The organism is Mesorhizobium sp. WSM4810 (assembly GCF_055811235.1).
In genome coordinates this window covers 287,892-304,803 of sequence record NZ_JBVVQV010000005.1, presented here as the reverse complement: position 1 = coordinate 304,803, position 16,912 = coordinate 287,892, and the positions used below count along the sequence as shown (strand labels likewise).

Genomic DNA, 16,912 nt, shown 5'->3' with positions numbered 1-16,912 from the left:
AGTCTACCAATGGGACCTCCAGAGATGAAAACCTTTCCCGCAAACGGCTCCAACACGACAATCCGCGAACGGCTCGGCCTTCGCCCGATCATCAATGTCTCCGGCACGATGACGGCGCTCGGCGCCTCGATCATCGTCCCGGAAGCGATCGCCGCTATGTCGGAAATTGCCTCGCAGTGGGTGGAGATGGACGATCTGCAGCGCGCCGCAAGCACGGTCGTCGCGCGCCTCACCGGCGGCGAGGCCGGCTTCATCACGGCGTGCTGCGCCAGCGGCATCACCATGGCGATTGCCGGCACGATGACCGGCACCAACCTTCTGGCGATCGAGCGGCTGCCGGACGACACCGAGGCCCTCAAGTCCGAGGTCATCGTCCAAATCGGCCACATCGTCAATTACGGCGCGCCGATCGACCAGTCGATCCGGCTCGCCGGGGCAAGGACCGTACCGGCCGGTACGGTCAGCGTGACTCAGGATTATCATGTGCGCGAGGCGATCCGCGACCGCACCGCAGCAGGCCTCTATGTCGTTGCCCATCACACGGTGCAATACGGCATGCTCTCGCTCGAGGAGTTCTGCGAGATCTGCCACGCCAAAGGCGTCCCGGTGATCGTCGACGCCGCCTCCGAATACGATTTGCGCGGCTTTCTCGCGCGCGGCGCCGACATCGTCGTCTATAGCGGACACAAATTCCTCTCGGGACCGACAAGCGGCATCGTCACCGGGCGCAAGGATCTGGTGCGCGCCGCCTATCTGCAGGTCCGTGGCGTTGCGCGGGCGATGAAGGTCGGCAAGGAAAGCATCGCCGGCACCATGGCCGCACTGGAGGCTTGGGAGCGGCGCGATCATGCTGGCATCCGCAAGCGGGAAGAAGCGGCGCTCGATCTGTGGAAGGACGCATTGCAGGGCCTGCCGGGCATCGCCGCGCATGTCATTCCCGATCCGACCGGTAATCCGCTCGACCGCCTGCAGGTGTTTGTTACGGCTGAGAGCAGGTTCACCGCCGCCGGCCTTGCGTCGGCGCTGGCGGCCGGTTCGCCTCCCATTATAGTGCGCAACCACGAAGTCGAGCGCGGGCATTTCTTCCTCGATCCATGCAATCTTCATCCCGGCGAGGCGGAAATCGTCGCCGAACGCCTGCGGGCCGTGTTGAGCGCGGCCGAGCGTCCGGCGGATGCGATGAAGGCAGCCCGCAAGGATAGCGCCGGCGCCTTGCGCTGGCCGGATTAGGTAATGATGGCGCCTCGCGCCAGAACGCTTGCGCAGAGGCAGCGCATCCTTGCCGTCGAACCCGAATTCCGCTAAGGCGCGCCTTTGCCGCCGGGAGCACAAGCTTGGACGATCACCGCGCCGACGTCGCCATCATCATGGGCAGCCAGTCCGACTGGGCGACGATGCGCCACTCCGCCGAAACGCTGGAGGCGCTGGGCATCCCGCACAAGCGGCTGATCGTCTCGGCTCATCGCACCCCCGACCGGCTCTATGACTTCGCCAAGGGCGCCAAGGCGGCCGGCTTTCGGGTGATCATCGCCGGCGCCGGCGGCGCGGCACACCTGCCCGGCATGACGGCGGCGATGACGCCGCTCCCGGTTTTTGGCGTGCCGGTGGAATCGAAGGCGCTTTCCGGACAGGACTCGCTGCTCTCCATCGTGCAGATGCCGGCCGGCATTCCGGTCGGCACGCTGGCCATCGGCAAGGCGGGCGCCACCAATGCCGCCCTTCTGGCTGCGGCCGTGCTGGCGCTGACCGACGAAAAGCTCGCCGCCCGGCTCGATGCCTGGCGCGCCGCCCAGACCGCCAAGGTCGCCGCCGAGCCCACGGACACGCCATGAGCCTGGCCGCCGGATCGACCATCGGCATCATCGGTGGCGGCCAGCTCGGCCGCATGCTGGCGATGGCCGCGGCGCGCCTCGGCTACCGCACGGTCGTGCTGGAGCCGCAGCCGGATTGTCCGGCGGCACAGGTCGCCAACCGCCAGATCACTGCCGCTTATGACGACACGGCCGCGCTCGCCGAACTGGCTGCAGTCAGCGCCGTCGTCACCTACGAGTTCGAGAACGTTCCAGTCATGGCCGCCAGCGCGCTTGCCGTCACGGTGCCCGTCTACCCGCCGGCGCGCGCGCTGGAAGTAGCGCAGGACCGGGTGGCGGAGAAGAAATTCCTCAACGGCATCGGCATTCCCACCGCTGATTTCTGCCCCGTCGACAATGACGACCAATTGACGGCGGCGCTGAAAAAGTTCGACGGCAGCGGCATATTGAAGACGCGACGCATGGGCTATGACGGCAAGGGCCAGCGCGTGTTCCGCAATATGGAAACAGGGGGCTTTGCCGGCACCTGCGAGGCAATGGGCAACGTGCCGCTGGTCCTCGAATCCTTCGTCGCCTTCGAACGCGAGATTTCGGTGATCGCGGCGCGCGGCATGGACGGTTCGCTCGCCGCCTACGATCCGGCAGAAAACATCCACCGCAGCGGCATCCTGCACAGCTCGACCCTGCCGGCCAGGATAGGGTCCGAAACCGCCGCTGCAGCGCAGGCGGCGGCAGCAGAAATACTCGCCGCGCTCGACTATGTCGGCGTCATCGGCATCGAGTTCTTTGTCCTTGCCGACGGCGCGCTGCTGGCCAATGAGATCGCGCCGCGTGTTCACAATTCCGGCCACTGGACGGAAGCCGCCTGCCTCGTCTCGCAGTTCGAGCAGCACATTCGCGCCGTCGCCGGCCTGCCGTTGGGAAACCCCGGCCGCCATTTTGACTGCGTCATGGAAAACCTGATCGGCGACGATATCCTGCGCGTCCCGGCCCTGCTCGTGGAGCCCGATCTGATGCTGCATCTCTATGGCAAGGCCGAGGCACGTCCCGGCCGCAAGATGGGCCATTTTACGCGAATGAGCCGCCACCGTTGAGGCTATTGGACGGCGCCGCTCCAATGCCGTCGATAGGGCAGAAACTCAAACTCCGCCACATGCTTGGTTGACACGGGCAAGGCTCCTCGTTTATGAGCCACGCACAAGTTGAGAGGCGCGCTTTCCGAGCGCGCCTTAATAATTCGGCCCAAGCGGGCCCAGACCGACGGGCAAGACCATGAAGATCAAGAATTCGCTCAAGGCGCTCAAGGCGCGTCACCGCGACAACCAGCTGGTTCGCCGCAAGGGCCGCGTGTACATCATCAACAAGACCGCTCCGCGCTACAAGGCGCGCCAGGGCTGAGCCTTTTCGCGTTGGGGGCGCCTGCCTCCGCGCCTGCATGATGTACCGCATCGATCCAAAAATCGGAATCGATTTTCGGAAAGCACGATGCCAGGAATTCAAAATGCTGGAACGGCCTTTACGCGTCCAAAAGGACGCGTGGCGCTCTAATACCGGCCTGCCGGCCCTTTCACGCTAAATTCAGTTTGACGATCCGCTGTCCGGGGTTAGATTCCGGTCATGCGGATTCATTTTGCATTCTTCGCGGCGCTTTTTCTTTTCGGTGTCGCCCCGCTTCCGGCTCAAGCGGAAGACCCGGTCACCCCTCCGGTTGCCACGACCAGGGAGGAAAGGCTCGACCAGCTGTTTGTCGACCTGAAGCGCGAGCTCAATGAAAAAGCCGCCGAGCGCATCGCGGCGCGCATCTCGCACGAGTGGTCGCAATCCGGCAGCGCCTCGATCGACCTGATGATGCAATGGTCGCAAAAGGCGGCCGAAGACAAGAAGTTCGACGTGGCGCTCGACTTCCTCGACCAGGTGGTGACGTTGCAACCGGCCTATGCCGAAGGCTGGAACCGGCGCGCCACCGTGCATTTCATGATGAATAACTTTGGGAAATCGATGGCGGACATCGACCGCACGCTGCAGCTCGAGCCGCGCCATTTCGGCGCGCTGTCCGGCCTGGCGCAGATCATGGCGGTAACCGGCCACAAGCAGTCGGCGCTGGAAGCCTGGCAGCGCGTGCTCAGCATCTATCCGATGATGCGCAGCGCCCAGGATCAGGTCGGCACGCTTTCGGAAGAACTTGCCGGCGAAGGGATCTGAATTCCCAGTTGGCGGACAATTCCACTTAAGTGAAAGTCTTTTTAGCTAGACTGTGAACTAATTTCGCTCCGGTCCGTACCTCTCTCCATGAACCCGATCTACCCCGCGCTCGCCTTCCTCCTGGCGCTTGTGTTCACCCTTGCAGGTGTCACCCGCGCCGGTTCATGGCTGATCGAGCGCCGCAATCCGCCGAGCGGCGACTTCGCGGATATAAACGGTGCCCGCATCCACTACGTTTACGTTCCGGCGCGGGAAAACGCCGAACTGCCGCCGATTGTCTTTATCCACGGCGCCAGTGCCAATCTCAGGGATCAGATGCTGCCGTTGAGGCCCTTGCTGGAAGGCCGTGCCGAGATGCTGTTCTTCGACCGCCCGGGTGCAGGCTGGTCGGCGCGCGGCCCCGGCAACAACGAGACCCCATCGGCGCAGGCCAGCACCATCGCAGCGCTGATGGACCATCTCGGCATCAGGAAAGCCATCATCGCCGGCCATTCCTTCGGCGGCTCGGTGACCACCGCCTTCGGCCGCGAGCATCCCGACAAGACGCTCGGCCTGGTGTTCATGGCGCCTGCCACCCATCCCTGGCCGGGCGGCGCGACCGCCTGGTACTACAATTTGACGACCATTCCGATCGTCGGCCGGCTTTTTTCCGAAACGCTGACCTATCCGTCGGGAACGCTGCAGATGAATGCCGCCACCGCCTGCGTCTTTGCCCCCAACAAGGTGCCGGACTTCTATGTCGCCGAGGTCGCGATCCCGCTGGTGCTTCGGCCGAACGCCTTTCGTGCCAACGCCACCGATGTCGCCGGGCTTTATCGCTACACGCTCGATGCCGCACCGCACTACCGCGATATCAAGGCGCCGACTGTGGTCATCTCGGGCGACCGCGACAAGGTGGTCTATGCAACGATCCATTCGGCCGGCCTCGTCCGCGATATCGCCGGGGCCGAACTGGTCTGGGTCCGCAATCTCGGCCACAAGCCAGACTGGATAGCACCCGATCTCGTTGTCGGCGCGATCGAAAAGGTCGCCGGCAGGGACGTGGACCTCCAGGCAATGGCGAAGGCCGTGGAAATCAGGATTGCCGGCGACACCTACGGTGCCGGCAAATGCGCCGACATCAAAGCCCCGGAAGCCGAACTCGCGCCAATTTAGAGCAACCGAAATCACTCGAAGCGACGGCCAAGCCTAGCGGCGGGCCTGCACGTCCGATCCGACATAGGCGATGCGCAGCATGTTGGTGGAGCCGGGCGTTCTCAACGGCACGCCGGCGGTGATGATGACCCGGTCGCCGGGCTTGCCGAACCCCTCGTCCAAAGCGATGCGGCAGGCGCGGTCGACCATGTCGTCGAGGTCGATGGCGTCGGGCGAGACGACGCAATGCGTGCCCCACAAAAGCGATAGCCGCCGCGCCGTGTTGACGATCGGCGACAGGGCGACGATCGGCACCTGTGGCCGCTCGCGCGCGGCGCGCAGGCCGGTCGTGCCGGACGCCGTATAGCTGATGATCGCCGACAGTTTCAGCGTCTCGGCGATTTCGCGGGCGGCAAGCGAAATGGCGTCGGCGCCGGTCGCTTCCGGCTCCGAGCGCTGCGCATTGATGATGCCGGCATAGGTCGGGTCGGTTTCGACCTTGCTGGCGATGCGGTTCATCATCGCCACCGCCTCGACCGGGTAGGCGCCGGCCGCGGATTCGGCCGAGAGCATGATGGCGTCGGCGCCTTCGAACACGGCGATCGAGACGTCCGACACCTCGGCGCGGGTCGGCACCGGCGCGGTGATCATCGATTCCAGCATCTGCGTGGCGATCACCACCGGCTTGCCGGCGCGGCGCGCGGCGCGGGTGATCTGCTTCTGGATGCCGGGCACGGCTTCGAGCGGCATTTCGACGCCGAGATCGCCGCGGGCAACCATCAGTGCGTCCGAAAGTTCGATGATCTCGGCCAGCCTGGCGACGGCTTGCGGCTTTTCGATCTTGGCCATGATCAGCGCCCGGCCGCGCGCGATCTTGCGCGCTTCCGCCAGATCCTCCGGCCGCTGCACGAACGACAGCGCCACCCAGTCGACGCCGGTGGCCAGCACAGCATCGAGATCGCTGCGGTCCTTTTCGGTCAGCGCGCCGACCGGCAGGTCGGTGTCGGGCAGGCTGACGCCCTTCTTGTCGGAGATACTGGTGCCGGCGACGACGGTGCAGACGATCGCCTGTCCGTCGCTCTCCACCGCCTTCAGCTCGAGCTTGCCGTCGTCGATCAAAAGACGGTGACCGGCCTCGACCGATCTCAGGATTTCCGGATGGGGCAGATAGACCCTGGTCGAGTTGCCGGGCTCGGGATTGTCGTCGAGCGTGAAGGTCTGGCCGAGTGTCAGCGTCTCCTTGCCGTTGGCAAACTTGCCGACCCGAAGCTTGGGTCCCTGCAGGTCGGCGAGAATGCCGATCGGCCGGCCGACCGCTTTCTCGACGGTGCGGATGCGACCGACAAGTGTGCGCATCAATTCATGATCGGTGTGGCTCATATTGATGCGAAACACGTCGGCGCCGGCTTCGAAAAGCTTCTTCAGCATGTCCTCGGAGGAGGAGGCCGGACCGATGGTGGCGAGTATCTTGACCTTGCGGCTGCGTCTCATTGACTGTTTGTTCCCGGGGCGGCTGGAACGCCCCCCGTTGCGGGGTCATCGGTCAGCTGGACCATCCAGCTTGCCTGCTCGCCCGTGTCATATTCCTGGAATCCCGCGCGCTGGAAGCCCCGGGCGACGCAATCGCTAACGCCGGCGATCTTGAACTCTTTTTCGGCCACGCACATGTTGATCGGGCCATCCCAGCGCCCGCCGCGCTCGGCGTCTTCTGCATAAAGATAGTAAAATCTTGATGACAGCGGCCCTTCGATCAACGTCTTGCAGCTCGATCCCTCGATGTGCCACCAGCCTTCGGTGATCCAGCCGGCCTTGGCGCGATAGCCGATGCCGACGCCGACCAGGTTCTGCGTGGCGTTGCAGACACGGAAATCGGCGCGCGCCGGCGAGGCAGCAACCATCGCGGCGAGGCCCACAGCGAAGGTCAGGAACGGCATGGCGAAGGCATAGCGCACACGCGGCCTGCCGGCGGAACCCATCCTGAAACCTCTCAAGAACCACATTTGCATCTCTCAACGCCCCTTTTCGGAAAAGTCCGGGCGCATGTCAACGCGCCCTTCCGCTCAATTCCAATCGATTTAGAAAGGCTTCGGCGCACGGTTGGTCGCCTTCTGCCAGATTTCCGCAGAAACCGTGGCCAAACGACGGCATTGCGTAATCGTCCCCTTCGTGGAATGAGGATACCATCCTCCCTGGAAGCCAGCGAACATACCATTTCCCGCCGATGACCCGATCCACAGTTTTCGCGCCTTTCGACGTCGTCGAAGGCGATCGCAAGCGAGGCATCGTGCTCCTGGCCGATCACGCCCGTCGCGACCTGCCGGAAGAGTATGGCAGCCTCGGCCTGCCGGCGGCGGAATTCGACCGCCATATCGCTTACGACATCGGTGTCGAGACGGTGACGCGCGAACTGGCCGCTTTGCTCGGCGTGCCGGCGGTACTCGCCAATTTTTCGCGGCTTCTGATCGATCCCAATCGCGGCGAAGACGATCCGACATTGATCCGCCAACTCTATGACGGCACCGTCATTTCGGGGAATTATCCACTTACCTTGAAAGAACGTGAAAGGCGGCTCGACCGCTTCTATCGACCCTATCACGATGCGGTCGGCGCCATGATCGCCTCGGTGGCGCAGGCTTGCGCAAACGCCCCCTTTATCCTTTCGGTGCATTCCTTCACCCCCTTCATGCAGGGGTTCGTGCGCCCTTGGCATGTTGGCATCTTGTGGGATCGCGACGACCGGGTGGCGCGACCGCTGATCGACATGCTCGCCGAGGACAAAAGCCTTGTCGTCGGCGACAATGAGCCCTACGACGGCGCGCTGCGCGGCGACACCATGTTCAGACATGCCATCGTCAACGGATTTGCCCATGCGCTGATCGAAATCCGTCAGGACCTGATCGCCGATCGGCAGGATGCGGTCGCCTGGGCCGAACGGCTGGCGCCGATCGTTGACGCGATCAATCGCCGTCCCGATATACATCGGGTCAAACGATTCGGCTCGCGCACCGGGCCGCTCTAAGGAGGCCCAAGGAGGCCCAGAACACATGACCGAACTCAGCGACGAGCAGAAACGCGATTTCGAAGCCGCCGCCTTCCGCCGACTGGTCGCGCATCTGCGCGAACGCACGGACGTACAGAACATCGACCTGATGAACCTCGCCGGCTTCTGCCGCAATTGCCTCTCCAACTGGTATCGCGATGCCGCCGAGGCCGAGGGTGTCGATCTCAGCAAGGACCAGTCGCGCGAGATCATCTACGGCATGCCCTATGCCGAATGGCAGGCGCTCAACCAGACCGACGCCTCCAATGCCAAGAAGGCCGAGTTCGAGGCAAGACGCCCCAGGGATCACTGAGACCACGATCCCGAAAGTGGAAACCGGTTTTCGGATAAGATCGTGGTCGAACAAAGCCCGACCAGATCGGCTTCATCAACCTGGGTGCAAGCGAGCCGTTTGGCCCAAGCACTTTTCAAGAACGAGCGCTTGACTGAGGATTGAATCGATCTAATTTGCGGCGCGAAACTATTTTTCGCATCGGATTCTACGATGGACACGCTAAACCGCATGCAGGCCGCCATTCGTGGACGATGGGCGGTGGCGGCCATCTTCCTGGCCAATGGCTTTCTGACCGGCGCCTGGGCGCCGCAGATCCCGGTGGTGCTGACCCGGCTGGATATCAGCAAGTTCACGCTTGGCCTGCTGATCCTGCTGTTCGGCGCCGGCGCGGTCACAGCGATGACCTGGTGCGGCCACCTGATCTCCAGGCATGGGTCGCGCACCGTGCTGAGTTGGTTCGGCCTCATCGGGAGCTTCGGGCTGCTGGTTGTGGCGCTGGCTCCAAACGTGCCGCTAGCGGCCATCGCCATGTTCATCTTTGGCGGTTCGATCGGCGGCATGGATGTCGCCATGAACGCCAATGCGGTCACGGTGGAACGGCGCTTGTCCCGGGCCATCATGTCGTCCTCGCACGGCTTCTGGAGCCTTGGCGGTTTCGCCGGCGGCGCTCTCGGTGGCCTCGCCATCCAGAATTACGGTCATCTCGCCCATGCGACGGTGGTGACGGCGCTCGCTTTCGCCGTGATTGCAGTGGCAGTCCGCTACCTGATCGCGGAGGACAAGCCAGTCCAAGCATCCTCGGGGGTAATCGGGCATCGCAAGTTCGCGCTGCCTGGAAATCCGCTGGTCTATCTGGTCGGGCTGATGGCGCTGATGACGATGATCTCCGAGGGTGCGGTGCTCGACTGGGCAGCGCTTTACCTGCAACAGGAACTCGGCACCGACCTCGCCGTAGCTGGTTTGGCCTACGCCGCTTTTTCCGGCGTCATGGCAGTCATGCGCTTCGTTGGCGACGGCGTCCGCAACCGTTTCGGCGCCGTGACGACATTGCGCGTTTCGGCGCTTGTCGCCGCTGCCGGCATGCTGGTGGCGGGTCTGGCGCCCTCGCCCTGGCTCGCCATCTCAGCTTTTGCCTTTTGCGGCTTCGGCATCGCCAATATGGTGCCGATCCTGTTTTCGGCCGGCGGCAACCAGGAAGGCATGTCGTCCGGCACCGGCATGAGCGTCGTCACCACAATGGGCTATTCCGGCATTCTGGTGGCGCCGTCGGCAATCGGCTTCATCGCCGAGCATTCAAGCTTCGGTCCGATCTTTGTCGCTTTGTCGGGACTGCTGGTCGTCGTATTCTTGATGGCCGGGCTCGCTCACCGCGCCGAATTCGCGCCTGACGCGGCCCCGGCCGAATAGCGCTTCAACTCCTCATAGAGGAAATCCGCGACACGGCGGATGCGCATGCTGGTGCGTACGTCGCGGTGCATGGCCAGCCATACCGGCAGCGTCGGCAGCCCGAGGCCCGGCAGCACTGTCTCCACCAGCGGATCGCGGTCGGCCAGCGGCTCCTGGCCAAAGCCGATGCCGTTTCCCGCCCGCACCGCCTCCCACAGCACGATTTGGTTGTCGGTCCTGAAGCGGAAGGCATTGCGGGTGAGCAGGACACCGAATTGGGCAAAGCCGCGAATGATCTCATCGCTGCGGTCGAAGCCGATCAGGTCGTGGCCGGCAAGATCGCCGGGTTCGCGCGGACGGCCACGCCGGTCGAGATAGGATTTTGCCGCGCAGGCGCGGAGCGGAATGTCTGCCACCTTGCGCGCCACCACCTCGTTCTGGGCCGGCTTGACCATGCGGATAGCGATGTCGGCATCGCGGCGCAAAAGATTCTCGACCTGGTTCGACGCGACGATCTCGACCTCGATGCCGGGCTCCTCGGCACCCAGCCGCGCCGTCATCTCTGGCAGGACATAGGCCGCCACCACCTCGCTGGCGGCAATGCGCACCGTGCCCTCGATCGCCTCGACCGATCCCAGCGCCAATAGCGAAAAGGCGCTTGCCTGCTCGCTCACCGCCCGGCCGCGTTCGTAGAGCGTGCTGCCGGCTTCCGTCAGCGCGTAGCCGCGCCGCCCGCGCCGGAACAGGGTGACGCCGAGCGCCTGCTCCAGCTCGGCGATATGGCGGCCGAGCGTCGGCTGGCTTGCAGCCAGCTTGCGCGCGGCAGCGGACAGGCTGCCGGTTTCCGCCACGGTGACGAAACTCTTGATCAGATTCCAGTCGATTTCCATTCAAAACTGAATATCATGTTGCCAGATTCAGTCAATTTCCATTCGTTTGCGGGCGGATCATATTGTGACCGTAACGCAAACACGGAAACCAAACATGACCAAGATCGCAATTCTGGGAACCAATGGCCGGCTCGGCCGCGTGGTTGCCAAGGCCTTCATCGACGCCGGCTATGATGTCCGCGCCATCACCCGCAGCGGCAAGATAACGGCAGAACTCATCGGCTCGGCGGCCGTCACCGGCGACGGGCTCGATCGCGAAGCGCTTATCCGCGCCACCGAAGGCGTCGACATCATCTTCAACGGCCTCAACCCGATCTATACCGACTGGGGCAAGTGCCTGCCGATGGCCGAGAACGTCATGGCCGCGTGCCGGGCGAACCACGCATTGCACCTCGCTCCCGGCAGCGTTTACAACTACGGCTCGCCGATGCCGACGGTCATCACCGAAGACACGCCATTCCACCCGACGACGGAAAAGGGCCGCATCCGCGTCGCCATGGAAGACCTCTTCCGCCGCGAGGCCGAAGCAGGCCGAGTGCGCACCATTCTGCTGCGAGCCGGCGATTTCTTCGGCGGCACCGGCACCGGATCGTGGTTCGATCTGATGGTGGCCGCCAAGATGGACAAGGGCGTCTATACCGCCCCCGGGCCGGCCGATCTCCTGCATGAATGGGCCTATCTGCCTGATATGGCCAAGGCTTTCGTCGGACTGACTAAGAATCTCGACAAGCTCGGCACCTACGAGGCGCTGAACTTTCCCGGCCACGCCGTTACCGATCTGGAGATCAAGGCCGCCGCGGAGCAGGCGCTCGGGCGCACGTTGAAACTGACGTCGATGCCGTGGTGGGTGTTGCGCGCCGGCAGTCCGTTCGTGGCGATGTGGCGCGAGCTCGTCTCGATGTCCTATCTCCGCTTCGAGCCACACCAGTTGGTCTCGGCAAGACTGGAAAGCATCCTCGGCACGATCCCGCATACGCCGCTAGATAGGGCGGTGGCAGAAGCCCTCGATGATATCGGTGTGGCCACGATTGATGGCGTTTCGAAAGCTGCCTGAAAACGTGCGTTTCGAACCGAAGGCTCGGAAAGGACCATGCGCAAAATCAAATGCTACAGCGCTGTGAGTCCAAAAGGACGCGCAGCGCTGTAGCATTCGTGCACCAACTCCGGGTCAAATCCTGCCCATCAGCAGCAGCACCAGCAGCACGATCAGGATGACGCCGACGATGCCGGAGGGACCATAACCCCAGGAACGCGAATGAGGCCATGCCGGCACCGCGCCGATCAGAATGAGGATCAGAATGATGATGAGAATGGTGCTGAGCGTCATGAGAAACTCCCCGCTTTGAGGCATTCCATGACAGGACAATGCAAAAGGCCGCTGGGTTGTTCCCGGCGGCCTTTTCTACCTGGGCTGAAGGGAGCGACCTATTCGGCGGCCTTCGAGAAGTCAATCGCCGGCTCGTCGAGCAAGCCCGGCCCTGCGGAGGTCTCCATAGTCGCATTGGCTGGCGTTCCGCGCCGGAACACCCGACGGAAGAATGCATAGAAGCGGCTGTTCTTGCTACGCGTGAACACCATCAGCATCGACGGTGTCACCACCAGAGTCAGCAAGGTGGCGAAGGACAGGCCGAAGACGATCGCCGAGGACAGTGAAATCCACCATTGCGTCGACGGCGCGTTGATCGTCGTCTCGTGATGGAAGATTTCGAGACCGAGGCCGAAAGCGATCGGCAGCACGCCGAGGATCGCCGACACCGCCGTCAGCACCACCGGGCGGGCACGTTCGCGGCAAGTCTGCAGCACGGCGTCCATCTTGTCCCAGCCCTCTTCGCGCAGCCGGTCGTAGGTGTCGATCAGCACGATGTTGTTGTTCACCACCACGCCGGCCAGCGCGATGACGCCGATGCCCGACATGACGATGCCGAACGCCTCTCCAGTCAACAGCAATCCCAGGAACACGCCGACGGTCGCCATGACCACGCAGGACAGCACCAGCCAGACGCTGGTGAACTTGTTGAACTGCATCAGAAGCACCAGGAAGATCAGGAAGATCGCCGCGCCAAAGGCCTTGCTGAGGAAAGCGCTGGCCTCGGCGCTGTCCTCGTTCGAGCCGGCAAGCTTCCAGCGTATGCCGCTGCCGAGATCCACTTCGGCGACAGCCTGGCTGACCTGCTGCTGGACAGAAGCGACCTGCTCGCCGGCGGCGACATTGGCCTGGACGACCACGGTGCGCGCGCCGTCGATGCGGTTGAGGATGCCGACGGTCGGCTCGGGCTTGCGCACGACGAAATTCGAGATCGGCACCGACCCTTGCGACGTCTGCACCCTGAGGTCGTCGAGGGTCGACAGCGTGCGCCGGTCCTCGGGCAGGCGCAGCCTGATGTCGACGGCGTCGTCCGCACCGGCCGGCCGGTATTCGCTGAGCTTCAGCCCGTTCGTCACCAGTTGCACCACCGTGCCGACTGACGTCGGGCTGATGCCGTATTGCGCCGCCTTGGCGCGATCCACGTCGAGCGCCCAGTCGACGCCAGGCGGCGGCAGGCCGTCGGAAATGTCGATGACGCCGGGCACCTTGGCAATGCGTGCGGCGACGGCGCGCGCCTTGTCGTCGAGACCTTTCGGGTCGACGGCTGACAGCCTGATCTGGATCGGCTTGCCTGTGGGCGGGCCGGCCTCGGGCACGCGAACCTCGACGTCGACGCCGGGAATGCCGGCCATGACGCCGCGCAGTTCGTCCAGGATGGCGTTCGCCGATTTGCGCTCGCGCCAGTCGACGAACTCGTACTGGATCACGCCGACCACGTCTTCAGGAATGTCCTGGCCGCCGCCTTGCGTCTTGCCGACACGGGTATAGACCGATTTCACGCCTGGCCAGCCGAGAAGCCGGTTTTCCGCGGTCGTTGTGGCGGCATCCATTTCGGCGAGCGAAAGGTTGCCGCGGGCGTGCACATAGAGCAGGCCGTAGTCAGGCTCGACATTCGGGAAGAACTCGACGCCGGCGCCGTATTTCGAATAGGCAAAGCCGACACCGAACAAGAGGCCGACGGTGAGCAGAAGCACGGTGATGGGAAAGCGAACCGCCTGCTTGACCACCGCCATGTACCAGCCGTCGCGGTTGTCGTTCTCGTGATGCGGCGGCGCCTTGGCGAACAAGGCGCCCAGCGCCGGTGCAAAAACCAGTGCATAAAGCATCGAGGCCGAGAGCGTGACGATCAGCGTGATCGGCATGTATTTCATGAAGTCGCCGATGATGCCCGGCCAGAACAGCAGCGGCGAAAAGGCGGCGATGCGCGTCATCGTCGCGGCGATGACCGGACCGGCCATGCGCTTGGCGGCAAGCGCGAAGGCCTCTGCCTTAGGCATGCCTTCGCTCATCCGCCGCTCGGCGAATTCGGTGACGATGATGGCGTCGTCGACCAGCATGCCGACCGCCAGGATGAGGCTGAACAGCACGATCATGTTGATCGTGTAGCCCATCATAGCCAACAGCAGGATGCCGATCAGGAAGGACGATGGAATGGCCAGGCCGATCAGCAGCGAGGCACGGCCCGACAGCGCGTAGAGAATGACGATGAACACCAGGATCACGGCGATCATGACGTGGTTCTGCAGATCGCCGAGCAACTGGTTGACGAAGACCGATTTGTCCTGCGTGTAGGTGACGTGCATGCCTTCCGGCATGGTCTTTATGAAGGCATCGGACACGGCCCTCACTTGGGCGATCGTGTCGATCAGGTTGGAGCCGATGCGCTTCTTCACCTCGATGGCGATCGCCGGCTTGCCGTCGAGACGGGTCACCGTCTCGGCGTCCTTGAAGGTGGAGCGGACGGTGGCGATATCCTGGGCCTGCACCACGGCATTGGGGCCGGCGACGATCGGAAGCGCCGCCACGTCCTGTGGCGTTTCGATCAGCGACGGCACCTTGACCGCGTATTTGCCCTCGGACCCTTCGATGTTGCCGGCGGCGACAAGACTGTTGGAATCGCCCACCGCACCGATCAGCTGCTCTAGCTGCAGCCCGTAGGAAGACAGTTTCATCGGATCGATGACGACTTCGACGAGATCGTCGCGGGCGCCCTGCAGCGAACCCTCCAGCACGCCAGGCACTTCCTCGATGCGGTCGCGCAACTCGCGCGCCGCCGTCGTCAGAACGCGCTCGGGCACCTCGCCCGACAGCGTCACGACAAGGACGGGGAATTCGGAGACGTTGACTTCGGAGACTACAGGCTCCTCGGCTGCCTGCGGCAGGTCGGCCTTGCCGTCCTGGACCTTGCTGCGCGTGTCCTGCAGCGCCGTCGCCAGATCCGTCTGCGGGTGGAATTCGACCAGCACGTAACCGCCGCCCTGGAAGGCGGCCGAACGCATCTCCTTGAGCCCCTTGAGGCTCTTCAGCTTGGCTTCCATCGGCCGCAGCAGAAGGCGTTCCGAATCCTCGGGCGAGATGCCCTGATAGATCAGGCTGACATACATCATCGGAATCGGAACGTCGGGTTCCGCTTCCTTCGGTGTCGACTGATAGGCGACCGCACCGGCAAGGATGAGGAACACCAGCACCGAGATGGTCAGCCTGGCATTGCTGATTGCGAGTTTGACGATATCCATGATTACTGCGTCCCGGCCGTCGCTTCGCCCAGCAGCTTCTGGATGGTCGCCTGGTCGGCCTCGACCGGCTTGACCACTTCGCCTTCCTTCACGAGTTCCTGGCCGGCGACGATGATGCGCGCATCGGCAGGGATGCCGCCGAGCACCAGGCCGGTTGGCGTATCGTCGACCAGATCGATCGGGAAGAACACGACCTTGTTGTCCTTGTCGACGGCGCGGATGCCGAGATCGCCCTTGTCGCCGAGCGTGACCACGGAGCGCGGCAGCATGACTGCGTCGGTCGGCTGCGCGCTCAGCCCGATTTCGGCCGTCATCCCGGCAGGAATGGTGCCCTCAGGATTAGGGATTGCGATCTCGACCCGGAAGGTGCGGGTGGCGGACGACGCGTCGCGGCTGATGTAGCGCACGGTGCCCTCGACGATCTGGCCGCTGACCAGCCGTACATTCGCCTTGTCGCCGATCTTCAGATAGCCGAGATCACGCTCGCTGACCTCGCCGCGGGCGATCACAGGGTCGAGGCTCAGAATGGTTGCCACCTCGCCACCCTGCATCACGGAACTGCCAAGCTCCACCGGCACCCGGTCGATGACGCCGTCGAACGGAGCCCTCACCTCATTGCGATCAAGCTGGGCTTGCATCGCTTCCAGCATCGACTGCGCTAAGGTCAGGGTGGAGCGGGCGTTGTCGAGCTGCAGCTTGGGCAGATTGCCGGTTTTCGCAAGCCGCGAGGCCGCATCGAGTTCGGCCTGACGCTGCGCGACAAGCTGCTTGGCGTTGCTGAGCGCCGAAAGCTTTTCCTCGGTGGCAAGCATCAGCACGAGGTCGCCCGTCTTGACGTGCTGTCCTTGCTTGACCGGCAGCTTGTCGATGATGCCGTCGACCCGGGTCGCCAGCACCGCGCGCTTGTCGGCTTCGGTCAGTCCGGAAATGCGGATGGCGCGCGCATAGGTACGCCTGGGCGGGGTTAAGATCGCGACGGTGCGCAACGGCGCCTTGGGCTGCTCTGCCTCAGCGGGCTTGGCCTTGCCGGCGTCAGGCGCCTTTGGCTGCTCGACCTCCCCCGCTTTGGGTTTGTCGGCGGCCGCGCTGCCGACGGACGAGAACTCGCCCGTCGCCATCCACGCAGCGAATCCGACAAGCACAACAATGGCTGCAAGCTTGTGAAACCTGTACTTCGGCATCGTCATTTTTCCAGTGCGCGGGATTCGGCCAGGCCGCGTCTTGTAACTCGGGCGCGTCGCCGATATGGGTGCGCGCAAGGCCGTGTTCAACTTGCCGTGATCGGCGAACGAGCTTCTACATCAAAGTTGCACCGCAATATAGTCAGAAATGTTGATGGGTAATACTTCGCTGGGCAGGATGCGGCCGCCGCCATGAGGCGCGCCGGACCAGCGCAGCCGTTCGTCTGCGAACATCCATTCGGCGCAGTGCGCATGCGAAAGCAACCGCAAGACCGCGTCCCTCGGACAAACCCTTGGCTGCATGGACCGTCATCGGTGCCGTGCCTTGGCTTTCCTCTGCCGCTGGGAGGTGCCAGCGAAACAGCATGGCA

17 protein-coding genes are annotated in these 16,912 nt (G+C 63.7%); 10 read left to right on the top strand and 7 right to left on the bottom strand.

Going from position 1 to position 16,912, the window contains the following annotated elements:
• The first annotated feature begins 24 nt into the window (after nucleotides 1-24).
• The 6 genes from AC0L3O_RS10545 to AC0L3O_RS10520 all read left to right on the top strand — a co-directional run bounded on the left by AC0L3O_RS10545 (nucleotide 25) and on the right by AC0L3O_RS10520 (nucleotide 5,168).
• Entirely contained in the window at nucleotides 25-1,230 is a 1,206-nt protein-coding gene (locus AC0L3O_RS10545; RefSeq protein WP_473615501.1) for an aminotransferase class V-fold PLP-dependent enzyme, read from the top strand.
• A 104-nt stretch (nucleotides 1,231-1,334) separates the two neighbouring features.
• Nucleotides 1,335-1,832 (top strand): 5-(carboxyamino)imidazole ribonucleotide mutase, encoded by a 498-nt coding sequence (purE, locus tag AC0L3O_RS10540; protein WP_023797027.1) that lies wholly within the window; start codon nucleotides 1,335-1,337, stop codon nucleotides 1,830-1,832.
• Nucleotides 1,829-2,905, top strand: a complete 1,077-nt coding sequence (locus AC0L3O_RS10535; protein WP_287341906.1) for a 5-(carboxyamino)imidazole ribonucleotide synthase — start codon at nucleotides 1,829-1,831, stop codon at nucleotides 2,903-2,905. Before purE ends, AC0L3O_RS10535 begins: the two co-directional genes overlap by 4 nt.
• Before the next feature lie 178 nt (nucleotides 2,906-3,083).
• Nucleotides 3,084-3,209: a type B 50S ribosomal protein L36 gene (gene ykgO, locus AC0L3O_RS10530; RefSeq protein WP_006327841.1), complete on the top strand. Its 126-nt coding sequence runs from the start codon at nucleotides 3,084-3,086 to the stop codon at nucleotides 3,207-3,209.
• Between the two features lie 219 nt (nucleotides 3,210-3,428).
• Nucleotides 3,429-4,013, top strand: a complete 585-nt coding sequence (locus AC0L3O_RS10525; protein WP_023797025.1) for a tetratricopeptide repeat protein — start codon at nucleotides 3,429-3,431, stop codon at nucleotides 4,011-4,013.
• Nucleotides 4,014-4,100: 87 nt separating this feature from the next.
• Complete coding sequence (locus tag AC0L3O_RS10520; RefSeq protein WP_473615500.1) at nucleotides 4,101-5,168, top strand: alpha/beta fold hydrolase; 1,068 nt, start codon at nucleotides 4,101-4,103, stop codon at nucleotides 5,166-5,168.
• A gap of 33 nt (nucleotides 5,169-5,201) precedes the next feature.
• Here the strand turns inward: AC0L3O_RS10520 and pyk are convergent, their stop codons facing one another.
• Together pyk and AC0L3O_RS10510 are read right to left on the bottom strand one after the other, a co-directional pair.
• Nucleotides 5,202-6,638, bottom strand: coding sequence for a pyruvate kinase (gene pyk, locus AC0L3O_RS10515; protein WP_023797023.1), 1,437 nt, complete (start codon nucleotides 6,636-6,638; stop codon nucleotides 5,202-5,204).
• Nucleotides 6,635-7,123, bottom strand: coding sequence for a DUF1036 domain-containing protein (locus AC0L3O_RS10510; RefSeq protein ID WP_023797022.1), 489 nt, complete (start codon nucleotides 7,121-7,123; stop codon nucleotides 6,635-6,637). The genes pyk and AC0L3O_RS10510 overlap by 4 nt, the downstream gene beginning before the upstream one ends.
• A gap of 245 nt (nucleotides 7,124-7,368) precedes the next feature.
• On the opposite strand from AC0L3O_RS10510, the gene AC0L3O_RS10505 reads away from it, so the two are divergent.
• The 3 genes from AC0L3O_RS10505 to AC0L3O_RS10495 all read left to right on the top strand — a co-directional run bounded on the left by AC0L3O_RS10505 (nucleotide 7,369) and on the right by AC0L3O_RS10495 (nucleotide 9,889).
• Nucleotides 7,369-8,166: an N-formylglutamate amidohydrolase gene (locus AC0L3O_RS10505; protein WP_128170617.1), complete on the top strand. Its 798-nt coding sequence runs from the start codon at nucleotides 7,369-7,371 to the stop codon at nucleotides 8,164-8,166.
• Nucleotides 8,167-8,191: 25 nt separating this feature from the next.
• Nucleotides 8,192-8,500 carry a DUF1244 domain-containing protein gene (locus AC0L3O_RS10500; protein WP_023797020.1) on the top strand — a complete coding sequence of 103 codons (309 nt, stop codon included), beginning with the start codon at nucleotides 8,192-8,194 and terminating at the stop codon, nucleotides 8,498-8,500.
• Between the two features lie 192 nt (nucleotides 8,501-8,692).
• The gene (locus tag AC0L3O_RS10495; RefSeq protein ID WP_473524014.1) at nucleotides 8,693-9,889 is read left to right on the top strand and encodes an MFS transporter; all 1,197 of its coding nucleotides are present in this window, start codon (nucleotides 8,693-8,695) and stop codon (nucleotides 9,887-9,889) included.
• Here the strand turns inward: AC0L3O_RS10495 and AC0L3O_RS10490 are convergent.
• Complete coding sequence (locus tag AC0L3O_RS10490; RefSeq protein ID WP_473615498.1) at nucleotides 9,847-10,758, bottom strand: LysR family transcriptional regulator; 912 nt, start codon at nucleotides 10,756-10,758, stop codon at nucleotides 9,847-9,849. The two genes, AC0L3O_RS10495 and AC0L3O_RS10490, sit on opposite strands and share 43 nt — an antisense overlap.
• A gap of 94 nt (nucleotides 10,759-10,852) precedes the next feature.
• Here AC0L3O_RS10490 and AC0L3O_RS10485 point away from each other — a divergent pair, with 94 nt between their 5' ends.
• The gene (locus AC0L3O_RS10485) at nucleotides 10,853-11,812 is read left to right on the top strand and encodes an NAD-dependent epimerase/dehydratase family protein (RefSeq protein WP_473535716.1); all 960 of its coding nucleotides are present in this window, start codon (nucleotides 10,853-10,855) and stop codon (nucleotides 11,810-11,812) included.
• Between the two features lie 114 nt (nucleotides 11,813-11,926).
• Here the strand turns inward: AC0L3O_RS10485 and AC0L3O_RS10480 are convergent, their stop codons facing one another.
• The 4 genes from AC0L3O_RS10480 to AC0L3O_RS10465 all read right to left on the bottom strand — a co-directional run bounded on the left by AC0L3O_RS10480 (nucleotide 11,927) and on the right by AC0L3O_RS10465 (nucleotide 16,811).
• Nucleotides 11,927-12,085 carry a DUF3309 family protein gene (locus AC0L3O_RS10480; protein ID WP_091593346.1) on the bottom strand — a complete coding sequence of 53 codons (159 nt, stop codon included), beginning with the start codon at nucleotides 12,083-12,085 and terminating at the stop codon, nucleotides 11,927-11,929.
• A gap of 98 nt (nucleotides 12,086-12,183) precedes the next feature.
• Nucleotides 12,184-15,360 (bottom strand): efflux RND transporter permease subunit, encoded by a 3,177-nt coding sequence (locus AC0L3O_RS10475; protein ID WP_287238289.1) that lies wholly within the window; start codon nucleotides 15,358-15,360, stop codon nucleotides 12,184-12,186.
• 2 nt (nucleotides 15,361-15,362) lie between these two features.
• Complete coding sequence (locus tag AC0L3O_RS10470; RefSeq protein WP_419695037.1) at nucleotides 15,363-16,541, bottom strand: efflux RND transporter periplasmic adaptor subunit; 1,179 nt, start codon at nucleotides 16,539-16,541, stop codon at nucleotides 15,363-15,365.
• A 120-nt stretch (nucleotides 16,542-16,661) separates the two neighbouring features.
• Complete coding sequence (locus tag AC0L3O_RS10465) at nucleotides 16,662-16,811, bottom strand: hypothetical protein (RefSeq protein WP_287282408.1); 150 nt, start codon at nucleotides 16,809-16,811, stop codon at nucleotides 16,662-16,664.
• Nucleotides 16,812-16,912 lie beyond the last annotated feature (101 nt).